General features: G+C 60.8%; 15 protein-coding genes. 7 read left to right on the top strand and 8 right to left on the bottom strand.

Going from position 1 to position 15,462, the window contains the following annotated elements; translation table 11 throughout:
- Window positions 1-47 precede the first annotated feature (47 nt).
- Window positions 48-1,844, bottom strand: a complete 1,797-nt coding sequence (locus CFE428DRAFT_RS03820) for a VanW family protein (RefSeq protein ID WP_006978122.1) — start codon at window positions 1,842-1,844, stop codon at window positions 48-50.
- 254 nt (window positions 1,845-2,098) lie between these two features.
- Here CFE428DRAFT_RS03820 and CFE428DRAFT_RS35320 point away from each other — a divergent pair, with 254 nt between their 5' ends.
- On the top strand, window positions 2,099-2,266 hold the full coding sequence (locus CFE428DRAFT_RS35320) for a DUF1328 domain-containing protein (RefSeq protein ID WP_006978121.1): 168 nt from the start codon (window positions 2,099-2,101) through the stop codon (window positions 2,264-2,266).
- An 84-nt stretch (window positions 2,267-2,350) separates the two neighbouring features.
- Here CFE428DRAFT_RS35320 and CFE428DRAFT_RS03810 read toward each other — a convergent pair whose 3' ends face one another.
- Complete coding sequence (locus CFE428DRAFT_RS03810) at window positions 2,351-2,830, bottom strand: redoxin domain-containing protein (RefSeq protein ID WP_006978120.1); 480 nt, start codon at window positions 2,828-2,830, stop codon at window positions 2,351-2,353.
- Window positions 2,831-3,157: 327 nt separating this feature from the next.
- Between CFE428DRAFT_RS03810 and CFE428DRAFT_RS03805 the strand changes: the two genes are divergently transcribed.
- The 6 genes from CFE428DRAFT_RS03805 (at window position 3,158) to tnpA (ending at window position 9,032) form a co-directional block, all read left to right on the top strand.
- Window positions 3,158-3,643: a DUF456 domain-containing protein gene (locus tag CFE428DRAFT_RS03805; RefSeq protein WP_006978119.1), complete on the top strand. Its 486-nt coding sequence runs from the start codon at window positions 3,158-3,160 to the stop codon at window positions 3,641-3,643.
- Between the two features lie 412 nt (window positions 3,644-4,055).
- Window positions 4,056-4,853, top strand: a complete 798-nt coding sequence (locus CFE428DRAFT_RS03800; protein ID WP_006978118.1) for an SDR family NAD(P)-dependent oxidoreductase — start codon at window positions 4,056-4,058, stop codon at window positions 4,851-4,853.
- Window positions 4,738-6,171: a lactate racemase domain-containing protein gene (locus tag CFE428DRAFT_RS03795; protein ID WP_202797347.1), complete on the top strand. Its 1,434-nt coding sequence runs from the start codon at window positions 4,738-4,740 to the stop codon at window positions 6,169-6,171. Before CFE428DRAFT_RS03800 ends, CFE428DRAFT_RS03795 begins: the two co-directional genes overlap by 116 nt.
- Window positions 6,172-6,208: 37 nt before the next feature.
- Complete coding sequence (locus tag CFE428DRAFT_RS03790; protein ID WP_006978116.1) at window positions 6,209-6,772, top strand: Uma2 family endonuclease; 564 nt, start codon at window positions 6,209-6,211, stop codon at window positions 6,770-6,772.
- An 84-nt stretch (window positions 6,773-6,856) separates the two neighbouring features.
- On the top strand, window positions 6,857-8,311 hold the full coding sequence (gene gnd, locus CFE428DRAFT_RS03785) for a decarboxylating NADP(+)-dependent phosphogluconate dehydrogenase (protein ID WP_006978115.1): 1,455 nt from the start codon (window positions 6,857-6,859) through the stop codon (window positions 8,309-8,311).
- 268 nt (window positions 8,312-8,579) lie between these two features.
- Window positions 8,580-9,032 (top strand): IS200/IS605 family transposase, encoded by a 453-nt coding sequence (tnpA, locus tag CFE428DRAFT_RS03780; protein ID WP_006978114.1) that lies wholly within the window; start codon window positions 8,580-8,582, stop codon window positions 9,030-9,032.
- A gap of 264 nt (window positions 9,033-9,296) precedes the next feature.
- On the opposite strand, the gene CFE428DRAFT_RS03775 is transcribed toward tnpA, so the two are convergent.
- The 6 genes from CFE428DRAFT_RS03775 to CFE428DRAFT_RS03755 form a co-directional block, all read right to left on the bottom strand.
- Complete coding sequence (locus tag CFE428DRAFT_RS03775) at window positions 9,297-10,379, bottom strand: sugar kinase (protein WP_006978113.1); 1,083 nt, start codon at window positions 10,377-10,379, stop codon at window positions 9,297-9,299.
- Window positions 10,380-10,518: 139 nt separating this feature from the next.
- Entirely contained in the window at window positions 10,519-11,913 is a 1,395-nt protein-coding gene (locus CFE428DRAFT_RS03770) for a hypothetical protein (RefSeq protein WP_006978112.1), read from the bottom strand.
- Window positions 11,910-12,890: a hypothetical protein gene (locus tag CFE428DRAFT_RS03765; RefSeq protein ID WP_006978111.1), complete on the bottom strand. Its 981-nt coding sequence runs from the start codon at window positions 12,888-12,890 to the stop codon at window positions 11,910-11,912. Before CFE428DRAFT_RS03765 ends, CFE428DRAFT_RS03770 begins: the two co-directional genes overlap by 4 nt.
- Window positions 12,887-13,426: a hypothetical protein gene (locus CFE428DRAFT_RS35315; RefSeq protein ID WP_006978110.1), complete on the bottom strand. Its 540-nt coding sequence runs from the start codon at window positions 13,424-13,426 to the stop codon at window positions 12,887-12,889. The genes CFE428DRAFT_RS03765 and CFE428DRAFT_RS35315 overlap by 4 nt, the downstream gene beginning before the upstream one ends.
- A 109-nt stretch (window positions 13,427-13,535) precedes the next feature.
- Window positions 13,536-15,245, bottom strand: coding sequence for a glutamine amidotransferase (locus CFE428DRAFT_RS03760; protein WP_006978109.1), 1,710 nt, complete (start codon window positions 15,243-15,245; stop codon window positions 13,536-13,538).
- The gene (locus CFE428DRAFT_RS03755) at window positions 15,245-15,457 is read right to left on the bottom strand and encodes a hypothetical protein (protein ID WP_006978108.1); all 213 of its coding nucleotides are present in this window, start codon (window positions 15,455-15,457) and stop codon (window positions 15,245-15,247) included. The genes CFE428DRAFT_RS03760 and CFE428DRAFT_RS03755 overlap by 1 nt, the downstream gene beginning before the upstream one ends.
- Between the last annotated feature and the right edge of the window lie 5 nt (window positions 15,458-15,462).

Genomic DNA, 15,462 nt, shown 5'->3' with positions numbered 1-15,462 from the left:
CGCGAATCCAACCTAAATGGGGAACGCGCAGGAGCGCATCCCTCCGATTATCGCGCCGCTGCTTCGTGCTGGCTCCTGCTCAGGATGTTTCTCAATGCTTCCGCGAGCGCGGCGGCATCTCCCGCGGGGACTTCGGTTACGCCGGGCATGGAGCCGAGGCCACATTGCGGTGTCGCGATGACCGGCACGCCAGCACTGATCGCGGTGAGCAATCGCCTCGGGCGATGCTCGACGAACGCGGGCAGCACCACCGCCGCTGCACCGTCGAACCATGATGCGGAGGATGCGACACCCAGTTTGATGCCACTCCAAAAATCGGGGCGCTCGATGATTCCGCCGAGGCAGACGAGTTCGAGGTCGAGGGCACGCGCAGCCTCGCGCAATTCGTAAGCCCCTTTGCGACCGAGCGTGGAGGCGGGGAAGACGACGCGTTTTGCATTCCCACTTTCCGCTTTCGAAGCCGCCGGCATCTTCCATGGAAGCGCAATGGCACGCTGACTCGAAAGATCGGCAATCGCCCGATGCGGCGTGATCCAATGCTCGGCCGCGGCCAGCGCTTGCGCTTCCGCGTCGCCCAGCCACTTCGGCGCGCGAAAGTCAGCGCAAGTGGTCGAATCCGGGTGCAACCGCGCCGCGAGATCGAGTTGCGCCTGCAATTCTTGAATCGGCATGCGCACCATGAGGACATCAAACGTGCGCCCGCCGAGCACACCTTCATGCCAGAGGAAGGGCAGGAGATTCTGCGCCACGACGAGGTGCGTATGCTCAGGCTGCAATTGCCGCGCATAATGCCGAGCCAAACGTTCATCCCAGGCCAGCAACGCCCGTTGCCGCTCGGCGCCCTGCTCACGCAGCCGCCGCGTGGACCAGGCGCGTCGCAACGTGAGCAGCGTCGCGCTCTGGGCGGATCTGAACGCCGCGACGTCCCACGCGTAGTTCGGCTTGCGCCAGCGATAGCCATCGAGCGGGCGCAGCAAGAGATCGGCGGGGGACTCGAGCTGCGCCAGGTGCGAGGCCCATTCGGGCCACCATTCATCGACCACCCACGCGGTCCGACCGGGATTGTCGTCCGTGTCCGGCTTGAGATGGCGAAAGCACGCCGCTACTCCGCAACTGGCACAACTGCCCGGCTGCGCCGCCGTCGTCAGCGAGGCGCGTCCGCCGCGGGTCGGCGCGAGGCGGTCGGGCACTTCCTTCTTCGTGCTGCGAATGCGCACCGTGAGCCGCGTGCTGCTGAGTTCCACCTCCAGACGCCACGGAAAGGGCGCGCGCAAGCGCAAGTCCACATAGTTCCAGAAAACCGTCGCATCGCGTCCGACCGCGGCGAGATTGCCCACGCCCGGATGACTGTGCGCATGACGCTCCACGATCTCGAGACCGGCCTCCAGCGCCGCATTGTAAATCGCGCCGGAGAGCTGGCACAGGCCGCCGCCCAGCGTGGGAATGAGACAGCCTTCGCGCAACTCGCGGCCGACGGCGAAACCCTTGCGCGCTGTGGTGCGGCCGAGTTGCCGCCAGAAACTCCACACGCGATTGGCCGGCACTTCCGTTCCGTGAAAGGTTGCCGCCGAAACACGTAGATTCTGCACTTTGCCAAACTGCAGGCGCTTCTCCGACGCCACAGTGGTCTCAAACCAAATGTCGCCGGATTGCGTGCCGACGATCGGCGTCCGCGCGAGTTGCTCGCCCTTCGGATGTCGCCGCGGCCCATCACCCGTGAGATCACTCCAGCCGCGCCAGGCCTGAAAGCAGGTCGCTTTCAGGCGAAATAACAGCGCCGCGCCGCGCGAGGGCAGCGCTTCGCGTGGGCGTTCGACGATTGGATGGGCGGATGGTGATGACATCGGCTTTTGAGGAATACGGCGAAACGCACGGCTTCTTTCAGGAAATTTGTGTTAACGGAAAGTTTAAATGCAGAACATCCAACATCGAACGTCCAATGGGAGAGGCACAGCCGCACGTCGCTTGCGCCATTGGACGTTGGGTGTTGGGTGTTCTGCCTTTCGCCGTTGGATGTTTAGGCCGAAGGCCTTCCTACGGCCCCCATACGCGCGCCGCCCCCGGGGTCAGCGATGCAATAGATAGAAAGATCACTCCTATGCTTCACTACGCTATTGTTTTCCTAATCATCGCGCTCGTGGCCGGCCTCCTCGGATTCGTCGGCGTGGCGGGCACGGCGGCTTATATTGCCAAGATCCTCTTCGTCATCTTCCTCGTCCTGTTCATCATCTCCTTGATTGGTGGACGCCGCGGACCAATCGCCTAGGTTTTAACCGGCTGCAGCGATCCCGCCGAAACGGGACCGCTGCAGCCACGAGCCTTCGCTCAACACGAAGGCGCGTTTTGTTAGTTAGTTCAAACTGGTGAGCTTGGCCTTGATGGCCTCGAAGTTGGGTAATTCCTTCGGCGTCGGCGTCTGCTCGGCATATTGGATGACACCGGCTTTATCGATGACGAAGGCGGCACGCGCGGACACGCTGCCGAGACCGATGAGATCATCGAGCAAAACCTCGTAATTCTTCGCCGTCGTCTTGTTCAGATCGCTGGCGATGGTGATACTGATGCTATTCTTCTGCGCCCACGCTTCCTGGGCGAAGGGACTGTCGACGCTGATGGCGATGACGTCCGCATTCAGGTCGGAATAACCCTTCAGCCCCGCGGTCACGTCGCACATCTCCTGCGTGCAGACGCCGGTGAAAGCGAGGGGAAAGAAAAGAACCACGGTGTTCTTCTTGCCGAGGTTGGCGCTGAGGGCGACGTCGCGCAGGCCATCCGGGCCTTTGGACTTGAGGGTGAAATCGGGAGCTTTGGTACCGACGGAGAGAGCCATGGGATGTGAGGGTTTGGGATTTGGGTGTTGGATTTCAGCGAACGCAGGGCGCGCACTCTTCAGTGATGGCGAGCCCGCGGCGCGAAACGCCAATGAACCCAGTAACGCCGCTGCAAGTCAATCCGCGGTTCGTTTTGTCGCTGACTCGCTGCCGCGGACCTGGATTCGGGCGCGGTGCTTGGCCACCCATTCAATCGGCTCCATGCATGAATCTTCTACGATCTGGGCCACGTCACGGAATGTGGAATCGACCTCGTGGGTATTTTCACCGAAAGTGTGTTGCGTCCGATTCCAGACTGACTTCAAGTCGGATCCACTCACTTCCTCATGCCTGTCCTCTGGTGGTCGCTCACAATCTTCCTGTTCATCATTGGCATGATCGGCATCGTCATTCCATTGCTGCCGGGGACGACCATCATCTTCGCCGCTGCGGTGATTCACCGCGTGGCTCTGGGCGAGGAGCATAGCGTCGGCTGGTGGACTTTGGGCGGCTTGCTCGTGCTCACCATCATCTCCCACGTGCTCGATTTCACCAGCAGCTCGCTGGGGGCGAAGAAATTTGGCGCCACCCGCTGGGGCGCGCTCGGTGGGCTTATTGGCACCATCGTGGGCATGTTCTTTTTTCCGTTGGGATTATTGCTCGGGCCGGTCATTGGCGTGCTGGCGGGAGAATTGATTGCCGGCCAGGAACTCGTCCGCGCCGGGAAATCCACTTGGGGCACGGTGGTCGGCACCACCGCCGGCATCATCGCCAATGTCTTCATCGGCCTGGTGATGATCGGTTGGTTTTTCATCGCCGCGCTCTGGCATTGAGGGGGAAGAATTTTAAAACGCAGAGACGCAGAGACGCAGAGAGGGGCCACTAGGAAACAAGCGTCTAAGTGAAGCGACGTTTGATCGCGAAAATTTGCTCCTTCAATTAAACGCTTGTCCCGGGAATGCCTTTTCCTCTGCGTCTTTGCGTCTCTGCGTTTTAAAATTCCCAAACACCACGGCAGCATCTCACCGGCGATTGGAAAATCACCGGTTCCAAGTGCTCAAACACCGCCCTCACTCCGCTTGGGCGAGGAAGAGCAGCAGGATGCCGGAGATGGCGATTGCTTCCCACAGCCAGACATGGATCCGGGAGATCATGGCCGAATATACTCCCGCACGCACTCTTGCCAAGTGGACAGCTTTGCTTTGTTCTGGCGGGCTCACTCGTTTCTTTTAGCCCGCAATTTTTATGTCGAACCTGTTTGATCTCTCCCAAGAAGTCGCCGTCATCATCGGAGCCACTGGTGTGCTCGGTGGAGCTCTCGCCGATGGACTCGCCGCCGCCGGCGCCAAGGTGGCCGTGCTCGGCCGCAATGCCGAACGCGGCGAGGCCCGTGCCCAAGCCATCCGCAAAGCGGGCGGGATCGGACAGTATTTCGCCGCGGACGCGCTCGACCGCGCTTCGCTGGCCAAGGCCCACGAAGTCATCACCCGCGAGCTCGGCGCGCCCACCGTGCTCGTCAATGCCGCTGGCGGCAACGACCCGAAGGTCACCGTCACTCCCGAGCGCCCCTTCGAGAGCATCAACCTCGACGATTGGCGGACGAATTTCGAGATGAACCTCGTCGGTGGCGTCCTGCTGCCGTGCCAGGAATTCGGCCCGGCCATGGCTCAGCGCGGGAAGGGGAGCATTATCAATATCGCCAGCGTCTCCGCGCACCTGCCGCTCTCGCGCGTGGTCGCTTACTCCTCGAGCAAGGCCGCGGTCATCAGCCTCTCGCAATTCCTCGCCCGGGAATGGGCGACCAAAGGCGTGCGGGTCAATACCATCAACCCCTGGCTTCTTCCCGGCGGAACAAAACCGCAAGCTGCTCTTCAACGAAGATGGCACGCCCACCGCGCGCACGAAATCCATCTGGGGCCACACGCCCATGAACCGCTTCGGCGAATCGCAGGAATTGATCGGCGCCGCCGTCTTCCTCGCCGCGCCGGGTGCCAGCAGCTTTATCACCGGCACGGACATCCGCGTCGATGGCGGGCTTCCTGAGCCAGACGATTTAAGGTATGTTTTAAATACTCTTTATGCCGACTCTTTCCCAAATCGCTTCCCCCGGTTCGTATCTTTCCGCCGAGCAGGCCCGCGAACTCATTGCCCAAGCCTGCCCCGGCCCAAGGATTACAAGGACAAGAAGGTGCTGCTCATCGTGCCGGATGCGACGCGGACCTGCCCTCTGGGGATTCTTTTCGCGGGGCTATTTGACCAGATCGGCGGGGCGACGAAGCATTTCGACGTGATGATCGCCCTCGGAACGCATCAGCCGATGAGCGAAGAGGCGATCTGCGAGCGGCTGGAGATTTCGCTGGAGGAGCGTCGCGCGAAATACGCGCCGGTGCGGTTCTTCAATCACGAATGGGACAACGAAGCGGCCTTGCGCAAAATTGGTGACCTGACACTGGAAGACACCCGGGCACTGACCGACGGACTCTTCGAAATGGAAGTGCCGGTAAAGATCAATGCGAAGCTTTACGACTACGACCAGATCATCATCTGCGGCCCGGTATTCCCGCATGAGGTCGTGGGCTTCAGCGGCGGCAACAAGTATCTTTTCCCCGGCGTCAGCGGGCCTGAAGTGCTGAATTTCTTCCACTGGCTGGGCGCAGTGGTGACGAACCCCATGACGATCGGCAACAAGTGGACGCCCGTTCGCAAGGTGGTGGATCGCGTGGGCGGCATGGTCAACGTGCCGAAGCTCTGCCTGTGCATGGTGGTGGAGAAGGCGCAGCTTGCCGGGCTTTTCATCGGGTCGCCGGAAGGGGCTTGGGACGAGGCGTCGGAGCTCTCGAAGAAGCTGCATATCACCTACAAGGACCGGCCGTTTCACACGGTGCTCAGTTGCGCGCCGAAGATGTATGACGAGATCTGGGTGGCCGGGAAATGCATGTACAAGCTCGAACCGGTGGTGGCGGATGGCGGGGAGCTCATCATCTACGCGCCGCACGTCCACGAGATCAGCCTCACGCACGGCCATCTCATCAAGCAGATCGGCTACCACTGCCGCGACTACTTCCTCAAGCAGTGGGACAAGTTCAAGCACCTACCTTGGGGCACGATCGCGCACAGCACCCACGTCCGCGGCATCGGCAAATACGAGAACGGTGTGGAGCAATGCCGTGTGCAGGTCACGCTGGCTACGTCGATTCCGGAGTCTGTCTGCAAGGAGATCAATCTCGGCTACCGCGACCCGGCCTCGATCAATCCCGACGACTACGCCAACCGCGAAGACGAAGGCGTGCTCCTCGTCCCGAAAGCCGGCGAAATGCTCTACCATCTGAAAAACCGCCCCGAATGGGCGCGGGAGATGTAGCCTCGACGGGGCAGGGCTTTAACGCTACTCTATCGACATGATTGCGATTCTCGATCTGCCTGAAGTGCGCCAGAGAGTATCGCCTCTCACGGTTGAGGATTACCATCGGCTGGGTGAATTCAATGAGAACGGCAAACGTACGGAGCTCATCCGCGGCATCGTCATCGAAAAAATGAGCAAATCGCCCCTTCACGCTACGATTGCGTCGCGACTTTTCAAGCTGCTCCTCCCGCTCGTGCCCGAGGGTTATACTGCTCGGAAAGAAGAACCTCTGACATTGCGCGACTCGGAACCTGAGCCCGACATTGCCATCGTGAAAGGATCGGACGCAGACTTTGCCAGGTCGCATCCGACCACGGCCGCGTTGGTCGTGGAAGTGGCCGTTACCAGTGTTGAGCTCGATCGTGAGTTGGCTCTTGTCTATGCCGAAGCGGGCGTGGAGGAATACTGGATCGTGCTCGGCAACGACTGCGCGGTGGAGGTTTATCGCCGTCCGGTGAATGGAGTATATCAAGAAAAGGCGACGATTCTGTCCGGAAGGGAACTCCCTTGCCGCAGCGTTCCTGGCGTTAGTGTGGCGTTGGAACAGTTGTTTGCCTGAAGAGTTGCAGTTGATTGTCGAAAGAAGCCGAAAAACTTCTCGCACGCCTCCGTGCGGCTAGTAAACTCCACGCCCTTTCTCAATATGGAACCTACTGCTGATATTGCCGTCATTGGTCTGGCCGTCATGGGCCAGAACCTGATTATGAACATGAACGACCATGGTTTTACCGTGGTCGCCTACAACCGCACCACTGCCAAGGTGGACGAGTTTTTGGCCAACGAAGCCAAGGGTAGCAAGGTGATCGGCGTGCACTCCGTGGAAGAAATGGTGAAGAACCTGAAGCGTCCGCGCCGCGTGATGCTCATGGTCAAGGCTGGTAAGCCGGTGGACGAATTCATCGATCACATCCTGCCGTACCTCGAAGCGGGCGACATCATCATCGATGGTGGCAACTCGCTCTACGAGGACACCGCCCGCCGCGTGAAATACGTGGAGAGCAAGGGCCTGCTTTACATCGGCACCGGCGTTTCCGGTGGTGAAGAAGGCGCGCGCAAGGGCCCGTCGATCATGCCTGGCGGTTCGCCGGCCGCGTGGCCGCACGTGAAGGACATTTTCCAATCGATCGCCGCCAAGGTCGCCGACGGTTCGCCGTGCTGCGACTGGGTGGGCGAAGGCGGCGCCGGTCACTACGTGAAGATGGTCCACAACGGCATCGAATACGGTGACATGCAGCTCATTTGCGAGGCTTACCAGTTCATGAAGGACGGCCTGGGCATGACGCCCGACGAAATGAGCGAAGAATTCGCCGAATGGAACAAGGCTGAGCTCGACTCGTATCTCATCGAGATCACCCGCGACATTCTCGCCAAGAAGGACGAAGACGGTTCGCCGCTCGTGGACAAGATCCTCGACACCGCCGGCCAGAAGGGCACGGGCAAGTGGACGGTCATTTCGTCCGCCGACCTCGGCATTCCGATCACGCTCATGGCGGAGGCGGTCTACAGCCGCTGCGTTTCCTCGATGAAGGATCTGCGCGTGGAGGCTTCGAAGGCCTTCAAGCCGGGCAACCCGAAGATTACCGGCGACCGCAAGCAGTGGACCAAGGATCTCGCCCAGGCGCTGTATGCTTCGAAGATCGTGAGCTATGCGCAGGGCTATATGCTCATGCGTGCGGCGGCCGAGCAAAACGGCTGGAACCTGAACTACGGCGGCATCGCCCTCATGTGGCGCGGCGGTTGCATCATCCGCAGCGCGTTCCTCGGCGATATCAAGGACGCGTTCGACAAGAACAAGAAGCTCTCGAATCTGCTCCTCGCGCCGTTCTTCAAGAAGGCGATCAAGAGCGCGCAGCGTAGCTGGCGCAAGGTGGTCAGCACGGCGGTGAAGAAGGGCATTCCGGTGCCGGCCTTCAGCACGGCGCTGGCGTTCTTCGACGGCTTCCGCAGCGAGCGCCTCCCGGCGAACCTGCTCCAGGCCCAGCGCGACTACTTCGGCGCGCACACCTACGAGCGCACCGACAAGGCTCGCGGCGAGTTCTTCCACACGAACTGGACCGGCCGCGGCGGCACCACGGCATCGAGCACCTATACGGTGTAAAAGGCGCGAAGTTTCAAATCGCAGAATTCAACAAAAGGGCGCGGAGCAATCCGCGCCCTTTTTGTTGGCCGGAAATTGTTTGGGATACCTCTGAGAGCGCGGTCTTGATGGGATTGGTGCTCGTTTCAAGAGATCGGGAATGAAATAGAGAGGTCGCGGAGCGACCCAACGCCTGTAGCCGGGGCTTTCAAGCCCCGGTGACCGCACCGAACGCGGTCGTCGCGGAGCGACGTTTGCCATTGGTGGCGCGGTTCGTTATCAACGAGACATGGGCAACACCTACGCATCGTTGCAGTACCATTTCGTTTTCAGCACGAAATTGCGCAAACCATGGATCCATCACGAAATCGAGGATCGTGTCTGGAGGTTTCTTGGTGGTTTTGCCCGCGAGGTTGGGATGGCCCCAATTCTCGTCGGCGGCATGCCTGATCATATCCACATGGCAGTTGGTGGACATCCGACCATGGCCATCAGTAAGGCGATTCAGCAAATCAAGGGTGGCTCCTCAAAATGGATGAGAGAGGCATTCCCAGAAATGAAAGGGTTCGCGTGGCAAGACGGTTATGGCGCGTTTTCTGTGAGCAAATCCAATCTTCCTGCGCTCACGACTTACATCGCCAATCAACGTAAACATCATCGGAAAAAGACGTTTAAAGAGGAGTTTGTTGCGCTTTTAAATCGGCATGGGATCGATTACGACGAGCGATACTTATGGGACTAATGGCAAACGTCGCTCCGCGACGGCCGCATTCGCGGCGGTAGCGGGGCTTGAAAGCCCCGGCTACAGGCGTTGGATCGCTCCGCGATCTCTAAACTCGACACCTGCCCTTTGAATTACGCTCATTTTTTGAATGGTGCGTTTCTTCAAATACTTGGAAGCAACGCGCAAGGCACCGCCCGCTACCGTCGCGGACGGAACAGACAACAAAAAAAGGGCGCGGATTGCTCCGCGCCCTTTTGAAATGAGACTGACTTTGGTCGCTGCTTAGCGCTGGATGCGCGCCGAGCCGCCCTTGGCGAAGGCCTTGACCTGATCGACCGTGGCCATCGTGGTGTCGCCGGGGAAGGTGGTGAGCAACGCACCGTGAGCCCAGCCGAGCTTGACCGCTTCTTCTTCCGACGCGCCGCTGAGCAGGCCGTAGATGAAGCCGGCAGCATAGCCGTCGCCACCGCCCACGCGGTCGATGACGTCGAGCTCGCACATCGGCGACTGGTAGGTCTTGCCGTCGATCCACGCGACCGCGCCCCAAGTGTGGCGGTTGGTCGAGTGCACTTCCCGCAGGGTGGTCGCGACGACCTTCACCTTCGGGAACTTCTTCACGGCCTTCTCGATGATGGCGAAGAAAGCGCTCGGATCGAGCTTCGACTTGGATTCCACGTCCTGGCCTTCGATGCCGAGACCCTTCTGCAGGTCTTCTTCGTTACCGACGATCACGTCGACGTTTTCGACGATGCGGGCCAGCACTTCGACGGCCTTGGCGTGGCCGCCCCAGATGTCCCACAGCTTCTGGCGGTAGTTGAGGTCGAACGAGGTCACCGCGCCGGCGGCCTTGGCGGCCTTCATGGCTTCGACGATGAGTTCGCCGGTGGTTTCGGAGAGCGCGGCAAAGATGCCACCGCTATGAAACCAGCGGACGCCCTGACCGAAGATGGCGTTCCAGTCGAAGTCGCCGGGCTTGAGCTGGCCGGCCGCTTCGTTGCAGCGGTTGTAGAAGACGACGGGGGCGCGCACGCCGTGGCCGCGGTCGCTGTAGACGGTGGCCATGTTCGGGCCGCGGACGCCGTCATGCTTGAAGTGCTTGTAGAACGGCTTCACGCCCATGGCCTTCACGCGTTCAGCGATCAGGTGACCGACCGGATAGTCGACCATCGCGGTGGCAACGCCGGTGTTGAGATTGAAGCAGTCGGCGAGGTTCGCCGCGCAGTTGAATTCGCCGCCGCTGACGTGGATGTCGCAGTGCGTGGCTTTGCGGAAAGGGATGGGGCCGGGATCGAGGCGGTGGACGAGCGCGCCGAGGGACAGGAAGTCCAGCGCACCATTTTCACGGATATTCAAACCGTACTTCATTTCGATGGTAGATGGTAAGAGCTGATGGTTTAACGTGGGTCGAATCGGCACACTGGTGCGGGGACACGGCAGGCCGACGCGAGGGAGGGGCAATATGGGCGAAATCGACCGCGCTTGTCTTCAAAAAAGAGCGGCAACCTTACAAAGTGGTCGTGGAAAGGGGATCGAGACGCTTGGCCCGCCGGGACATCCAGTAGAGGACGATGGCGCCAAAGATCAGGTATTCGACGAGGGAGAGGGATTCCTTGGGCCGATAGCCGTGGAAGGAGAAGAGGTCGAGGAGCTGGACGTTGCTACCGAACTGCTGGAGCAGGGGGAAGGTGTGCGGGAAGTTCGTCGGGTAGTCCGGTGTGGTCCACAGGATGCGTGAGCTGAGGATTTGGCCGATGGCGAGGAAGCCGATGAGTGCCCAACTGGCGAGCACGGGGCGGAGCCGTTCGATGGCGCGGCCCAAGAGGACGTAGACGCAGGACATCGACCAATACTGGAGGCGTTCGGTGTCGGTGCCACCGACGAAGCCGAAGCCCATCCCGGCGATAAGAAAAAGAGCCAGCCATTGCTCCCGCAGCAGGAAATCGCGGGCGTTCTTCCAGTCGAAGAGGAGGATGAAGAGGACCGGTCCAAAGGCGAGGAACCAGGCATGCACATAGGTGAGCACCGGCTTGTCGTAGAGAAAGCGGTAGATCGTTTGCCAAAAGGAATAGGCGTCCGTCTGATGGGCAAAATGGCGCGTGGATAAGAAGGCGAGGAAGCCGAGGAAGAACGGAACGCAGACCGACCACGGAGGGCGACACCATTTCCAGCGACCGTTCTCTTTCACCCAGGGGCGATGAGCCGCGATGGCGGAAAGCGGAACGAACAAAGTGGCGTCACGGAAATAGGCGCCACCGACGGCCAACACGCTGAGCGCGGCGAGAGTGCCAGCCGAAGGATGAGCGACATAGCGCCGGAGGACGAGCAATCCCGCGAGGATGAAGACGAAGAGCCAGGCATCCACGTGAACCGGTGAGTGATAGACGAGCCGCGGTGGCGCATCCCACTGGATGAGGAAGAGCGTGACCAGCAGCACCCGGACCCGCCAATCACCCACGTAGCCGCGTAACCAAAGGATCAGCAGGAGTGTGGCGATGGCGCCACCGGTGATGTTGACGATCCGAAAGCCACGGAAGAGATCGGGTGGCGCGACGAAAGACGTCAGCCACGGGCCGCCGACTGAATAAAGGTAAGGTCCTGCCATCGGCGTAGTGGCCGCGAATCCGGCGAGGTGAGCGGCCCGCATCGCGCGCATCGAATCGTGCCTGGAAATAAGCGATACGAGCCACGGAGTGCCGAGGCGAAAAGCGTAGGGTGCTTCTCCTTCACGGGGCTGATGAAGGACGAACTGCTGGGCGAGCTTGTAATAGGGTGTCTCCCAAGCCGTGCCGCCATTCAGCGTGTTCTGCTTCTGCCGCAGGCCGGAGTTGAGATTCGAAGCGAGGAAGATGACGACCACCAGCAGCCATTCGAGCCAGAGACCTTTCCGCGGGATTGTCATTGAGGAGCCGTTGGAGATGGGGTTGCCGGATTTTGGTAAAGGTGAGCGAGCTTGAGTAGCAGAGCTTCAAGTTGGGTGAAATAGGCGTCTTCCGGCATGGAGTTCTTTCCATCGCGAAGTTGGGCCAATTCCTTCTCGATGGCATCGCGCTCGGCGCGCAGGGCAGGGGATAGGGCTCGCTCCGCCGCGTTCGGGACGAGATGGATTTGGTGGGCGCGCAATCCATCCGGTGCCTGGTGGCCGAGAGCTTTCTTCACGGCGCGCACACCTTTGAACCAGTCCGGCGGCGTGCCCAGACCGTCGCCATTGTCGTCGAGCAGCGAGTGCTCGGTCGCGAGTCGGCCTTCGTCCTTGTAATAAGCCGCCGTCCGTTGCGCCGCGGCCAGCCAGGCTTCGAGCAGGGAGGTTTGCCCATCCTTATCGAGATCCGCCGAGGGATCGGCGATGGTTTGCGAAAGATACCCGCCAAAGCGGGCAAAGTTGTTTTCCGAGCCGCTCTTCGTCGCGGTGATGACGACACGGCCAGGAGCGGAAAGCGGTTTGAGGAACGCGCCGCTCGCCGAGAAGCCGCAAACGACGATGACCGGACGATGGAATGGCTTCAGCAGAGTAGCCAACCCCGATGCAGAGAGGTCATTTCCGGTAAGATTGAACTTCGCCTCGTGGCCGTCGAAGGTGCCGTGACCGAGCAACACGAGCCAAAGCTCGGCAGGCCCATCTTTCGCTTCCGATTCCAGCGCCTTCTCCAGTTGGACCAGCGAATCGGTCTGATTCTTGTCGATCGCACTAACGTGGGCGCCGGCCGCTTTGCCCGCCTTGCGCCAATTGGCCGCCCATTGCGAAAAGGCATCGGTATAGGGGAGCTCGCCGCCCGTGCCGACGACGATGACCAGCGAGGCTGAAGGTGTCGATTCATCCGCGATGAGCCACGGCGCGGCAAAGGCGAGAACGGCAAGGGGCCAAAGCAATTTTCTCATGCGAGTCCTTTCCACCGACGAAGTCCCCACTCGCCAACCAAGCAAGCCAGCGCGAGGAGAAAGACCAGCGGCGTGTGCCAGATGGGACGCGTCCACGTTTCGGTGACGGGCGCGTGCTGCGAGGGTAGTTCGCGGGCGAACGAAGTGAGATCTTCGGGCGATAGAACGCGTCCGCCGGTTTGCTTCGCGAGCCTTTCCATGAGCGGTCGATTCGGTTTGAGATCGCGGAACTCCGCTGCCGCCAGATCGCTGGTCCATCCGGTGGCGCTTTGCCCCGCTGCCGCGCCCGTTTCGATGGCCACCGTTGCGTCGACGCGGTAGCCACCACTTTCACGAGGAATGAAGCTGGCCTCGTAAAGGCCGGGTTCACTCGCCGAGGGTTCGGCGTGCAGGATCAGCGGAGCTTCGCCCGCAGGAGCCTCCGGGCGCGAGACCTTGAGCGTTACCGAGGCGTTATCCAGAGGCTGGAATTTGGCATCGCGCGCCCGTACCAGAAGTTGGACGCTGGAGCCATCCGGCTGCGGCTCGGCCCGCACTTCAATCGGATCCGGAAATGTCCGCCACCAGCCAGCGCACGATTTGCCGCCACCCCCTTCAGCAGGTCGGTCTGCCGCTTTTCATCGCCGAGGGCCGGACACCCAGAAATCACCGATGAGCATGGCGGCGGTGCGGGCCACGGCCGAAGCGTTGCGTGACGAGGGCCGGATGGTCGTGATGGCCGTCGCTCACCGTGGCCACGACGGTGGCGGCCGGCTTGGCCGTGCCGACGCGATTGAGAACGGCAAACTCAGGCAGCGCAGCAAGACGCTGACGCTCGTCGGCTTCGTTGGCGCGCAACCGCGCCCAGGGTTGCAGCCACCCCTCACGAGTAAGCGAGAGGTGCACTCGCCCCTCGGGAATGTTTTCGGGCTTGGTATCGAGATAGACGGGCAACATATCGCCGATGGCCGTGCGACTGTATTTTCCGTCGCGGAAGGCCTCCATGCCGCCGAGCATTAGCAACCCGCCGCCGCGCTCGCTGACGAACCGTTGCAGTAGACTCATCTGGTCCTGGGTAAAGAACTCCGCTTCCAGGTCATCGAGAATGATCGCCCGATACCTGAACAACTCCTCCGGCGTCTTGGGGAATCCGCCGCGCAATTCGAATTCATCGACCGTATTGAGCCGCGTGAATACCGGTTGATCGTAGCGTTCGATATCTTCCTTCGACTGATTTCCGAAGCCACGGAAGAGTGGGTTGCTGGACTCGCCTTCACGGCCCCGGAAGGTGAATTTTGGCTCGCGATTGGCGATGCGGATCAGGCCGACGAGTTGCGTCTGGTCATCACTCTCCACGGCACGGTGCAGGAACTTATATTCCCAATTCGGCCGACCGCTGGCGTAGAGCACGCGGTACGGTCCGGAACCGCGATCCACGGTGATCACGCTTTCGTTATTGGCCAGCGTGATCTCCGGCGCCGCCGGCCGCTTGGGCGCAATCTTGAGCCGATAAAACAGGACACCCGGTTTCGCCGGACGAATCTGGAAGTGCAGGGCGATCTTCTCGCTATTGGCGGGAACGATGGCGGTTTCCGTTGCGATGGGCTTCTCGTCAGCTTCCTTTTTGCCAGCTTCGATGGGGATCAATTGGCCGACGATTTCTTCACCGCTAAATCCGATGGCTGCGATGTCGGCCTGAATCGTGACGGGCGCGTCCTCAAACGAAGTCTGCGTGACGGTGGAGTTGGTAATGGCGAGGTCTCGCGATGGAGCACTGCGGGAAAAAATAACCGGATAGAGCGGGGGAAGTTGCCGCAGCTTTTCCATGTTGGCTGGGTCGGCAGCAATGCCGTCGGTGAGAAGGATGACGCCTGCCAGGGGCTGCCCGTGATGATGCTCGATCAGTTGTTCCAGGGTATGTCCGAGCGCCGTCCCGCGGCCATCGAAGGAGAGTTCGCGGAAGTTCTGCGATGGCAGCAGGCGCGTGTCCGCCAGGTAGTCGCGCACTTCGAAGTCTTCGCCAAGGCGGGTGAGCCAGAGATTGCGATCACCGGTCAGGACACGGCGCAGCGCATCGCCACGCGACTCGGCGGCATTGCGATCGTGCAATGTCATGCTGAGCGAGTTATCGGCGACCACCGCGATGACATTGGCGCCCGGTTTGGCCCGTTCCGAGGACCACATGGGATCGAGCAGACAGACGAGCAAAATAGCTGTGCCGACGAGCTTCAGCGCGGCGCAAGCGATGCGCAACAAATGGGATGCCGGCGTACGCAGATAAGACCACACGACACAGCAGAGCGCCACGGCGCCCACGGCCACTGCCGGCCAGAGCCATTCCCGACCAGCCAGATAAAGCGCGGCGACCTGCAGCATCAATGTCCGAGTTCCTCGTAATAACGCCGCACGCGCTCCACGTATTTGGGTGGCACTGGATCGCGGTCCAGCGGCACCAGGCTTTCCTTCGACTCGCGCCGGGCGAGTTCCTCCGTGAGTCGATCGTGCAATTCCGCCAGCGGGTTGCCGATCTTCGTTTTCACCATGTCCCACTTCGGTTCCGCACCGTTGCGCTTGTAGTCGATACGCACGCCTT

Origin of the sequence: Chthoniobacter flavus Ellin428, assembly GCF_000173075.1 — a bacterium.
Taxonomy (GTDB): Bacteria; Verrucomicrobiota; Verrucomicrobiia; order Chthoniobacterales; family Chthoniobacteraceae; genus Chthoniobacter; species Chthoniobacter flavus.
This window is presented reverse-complemented; position numbering and strand designations above follow the sequence as displayed.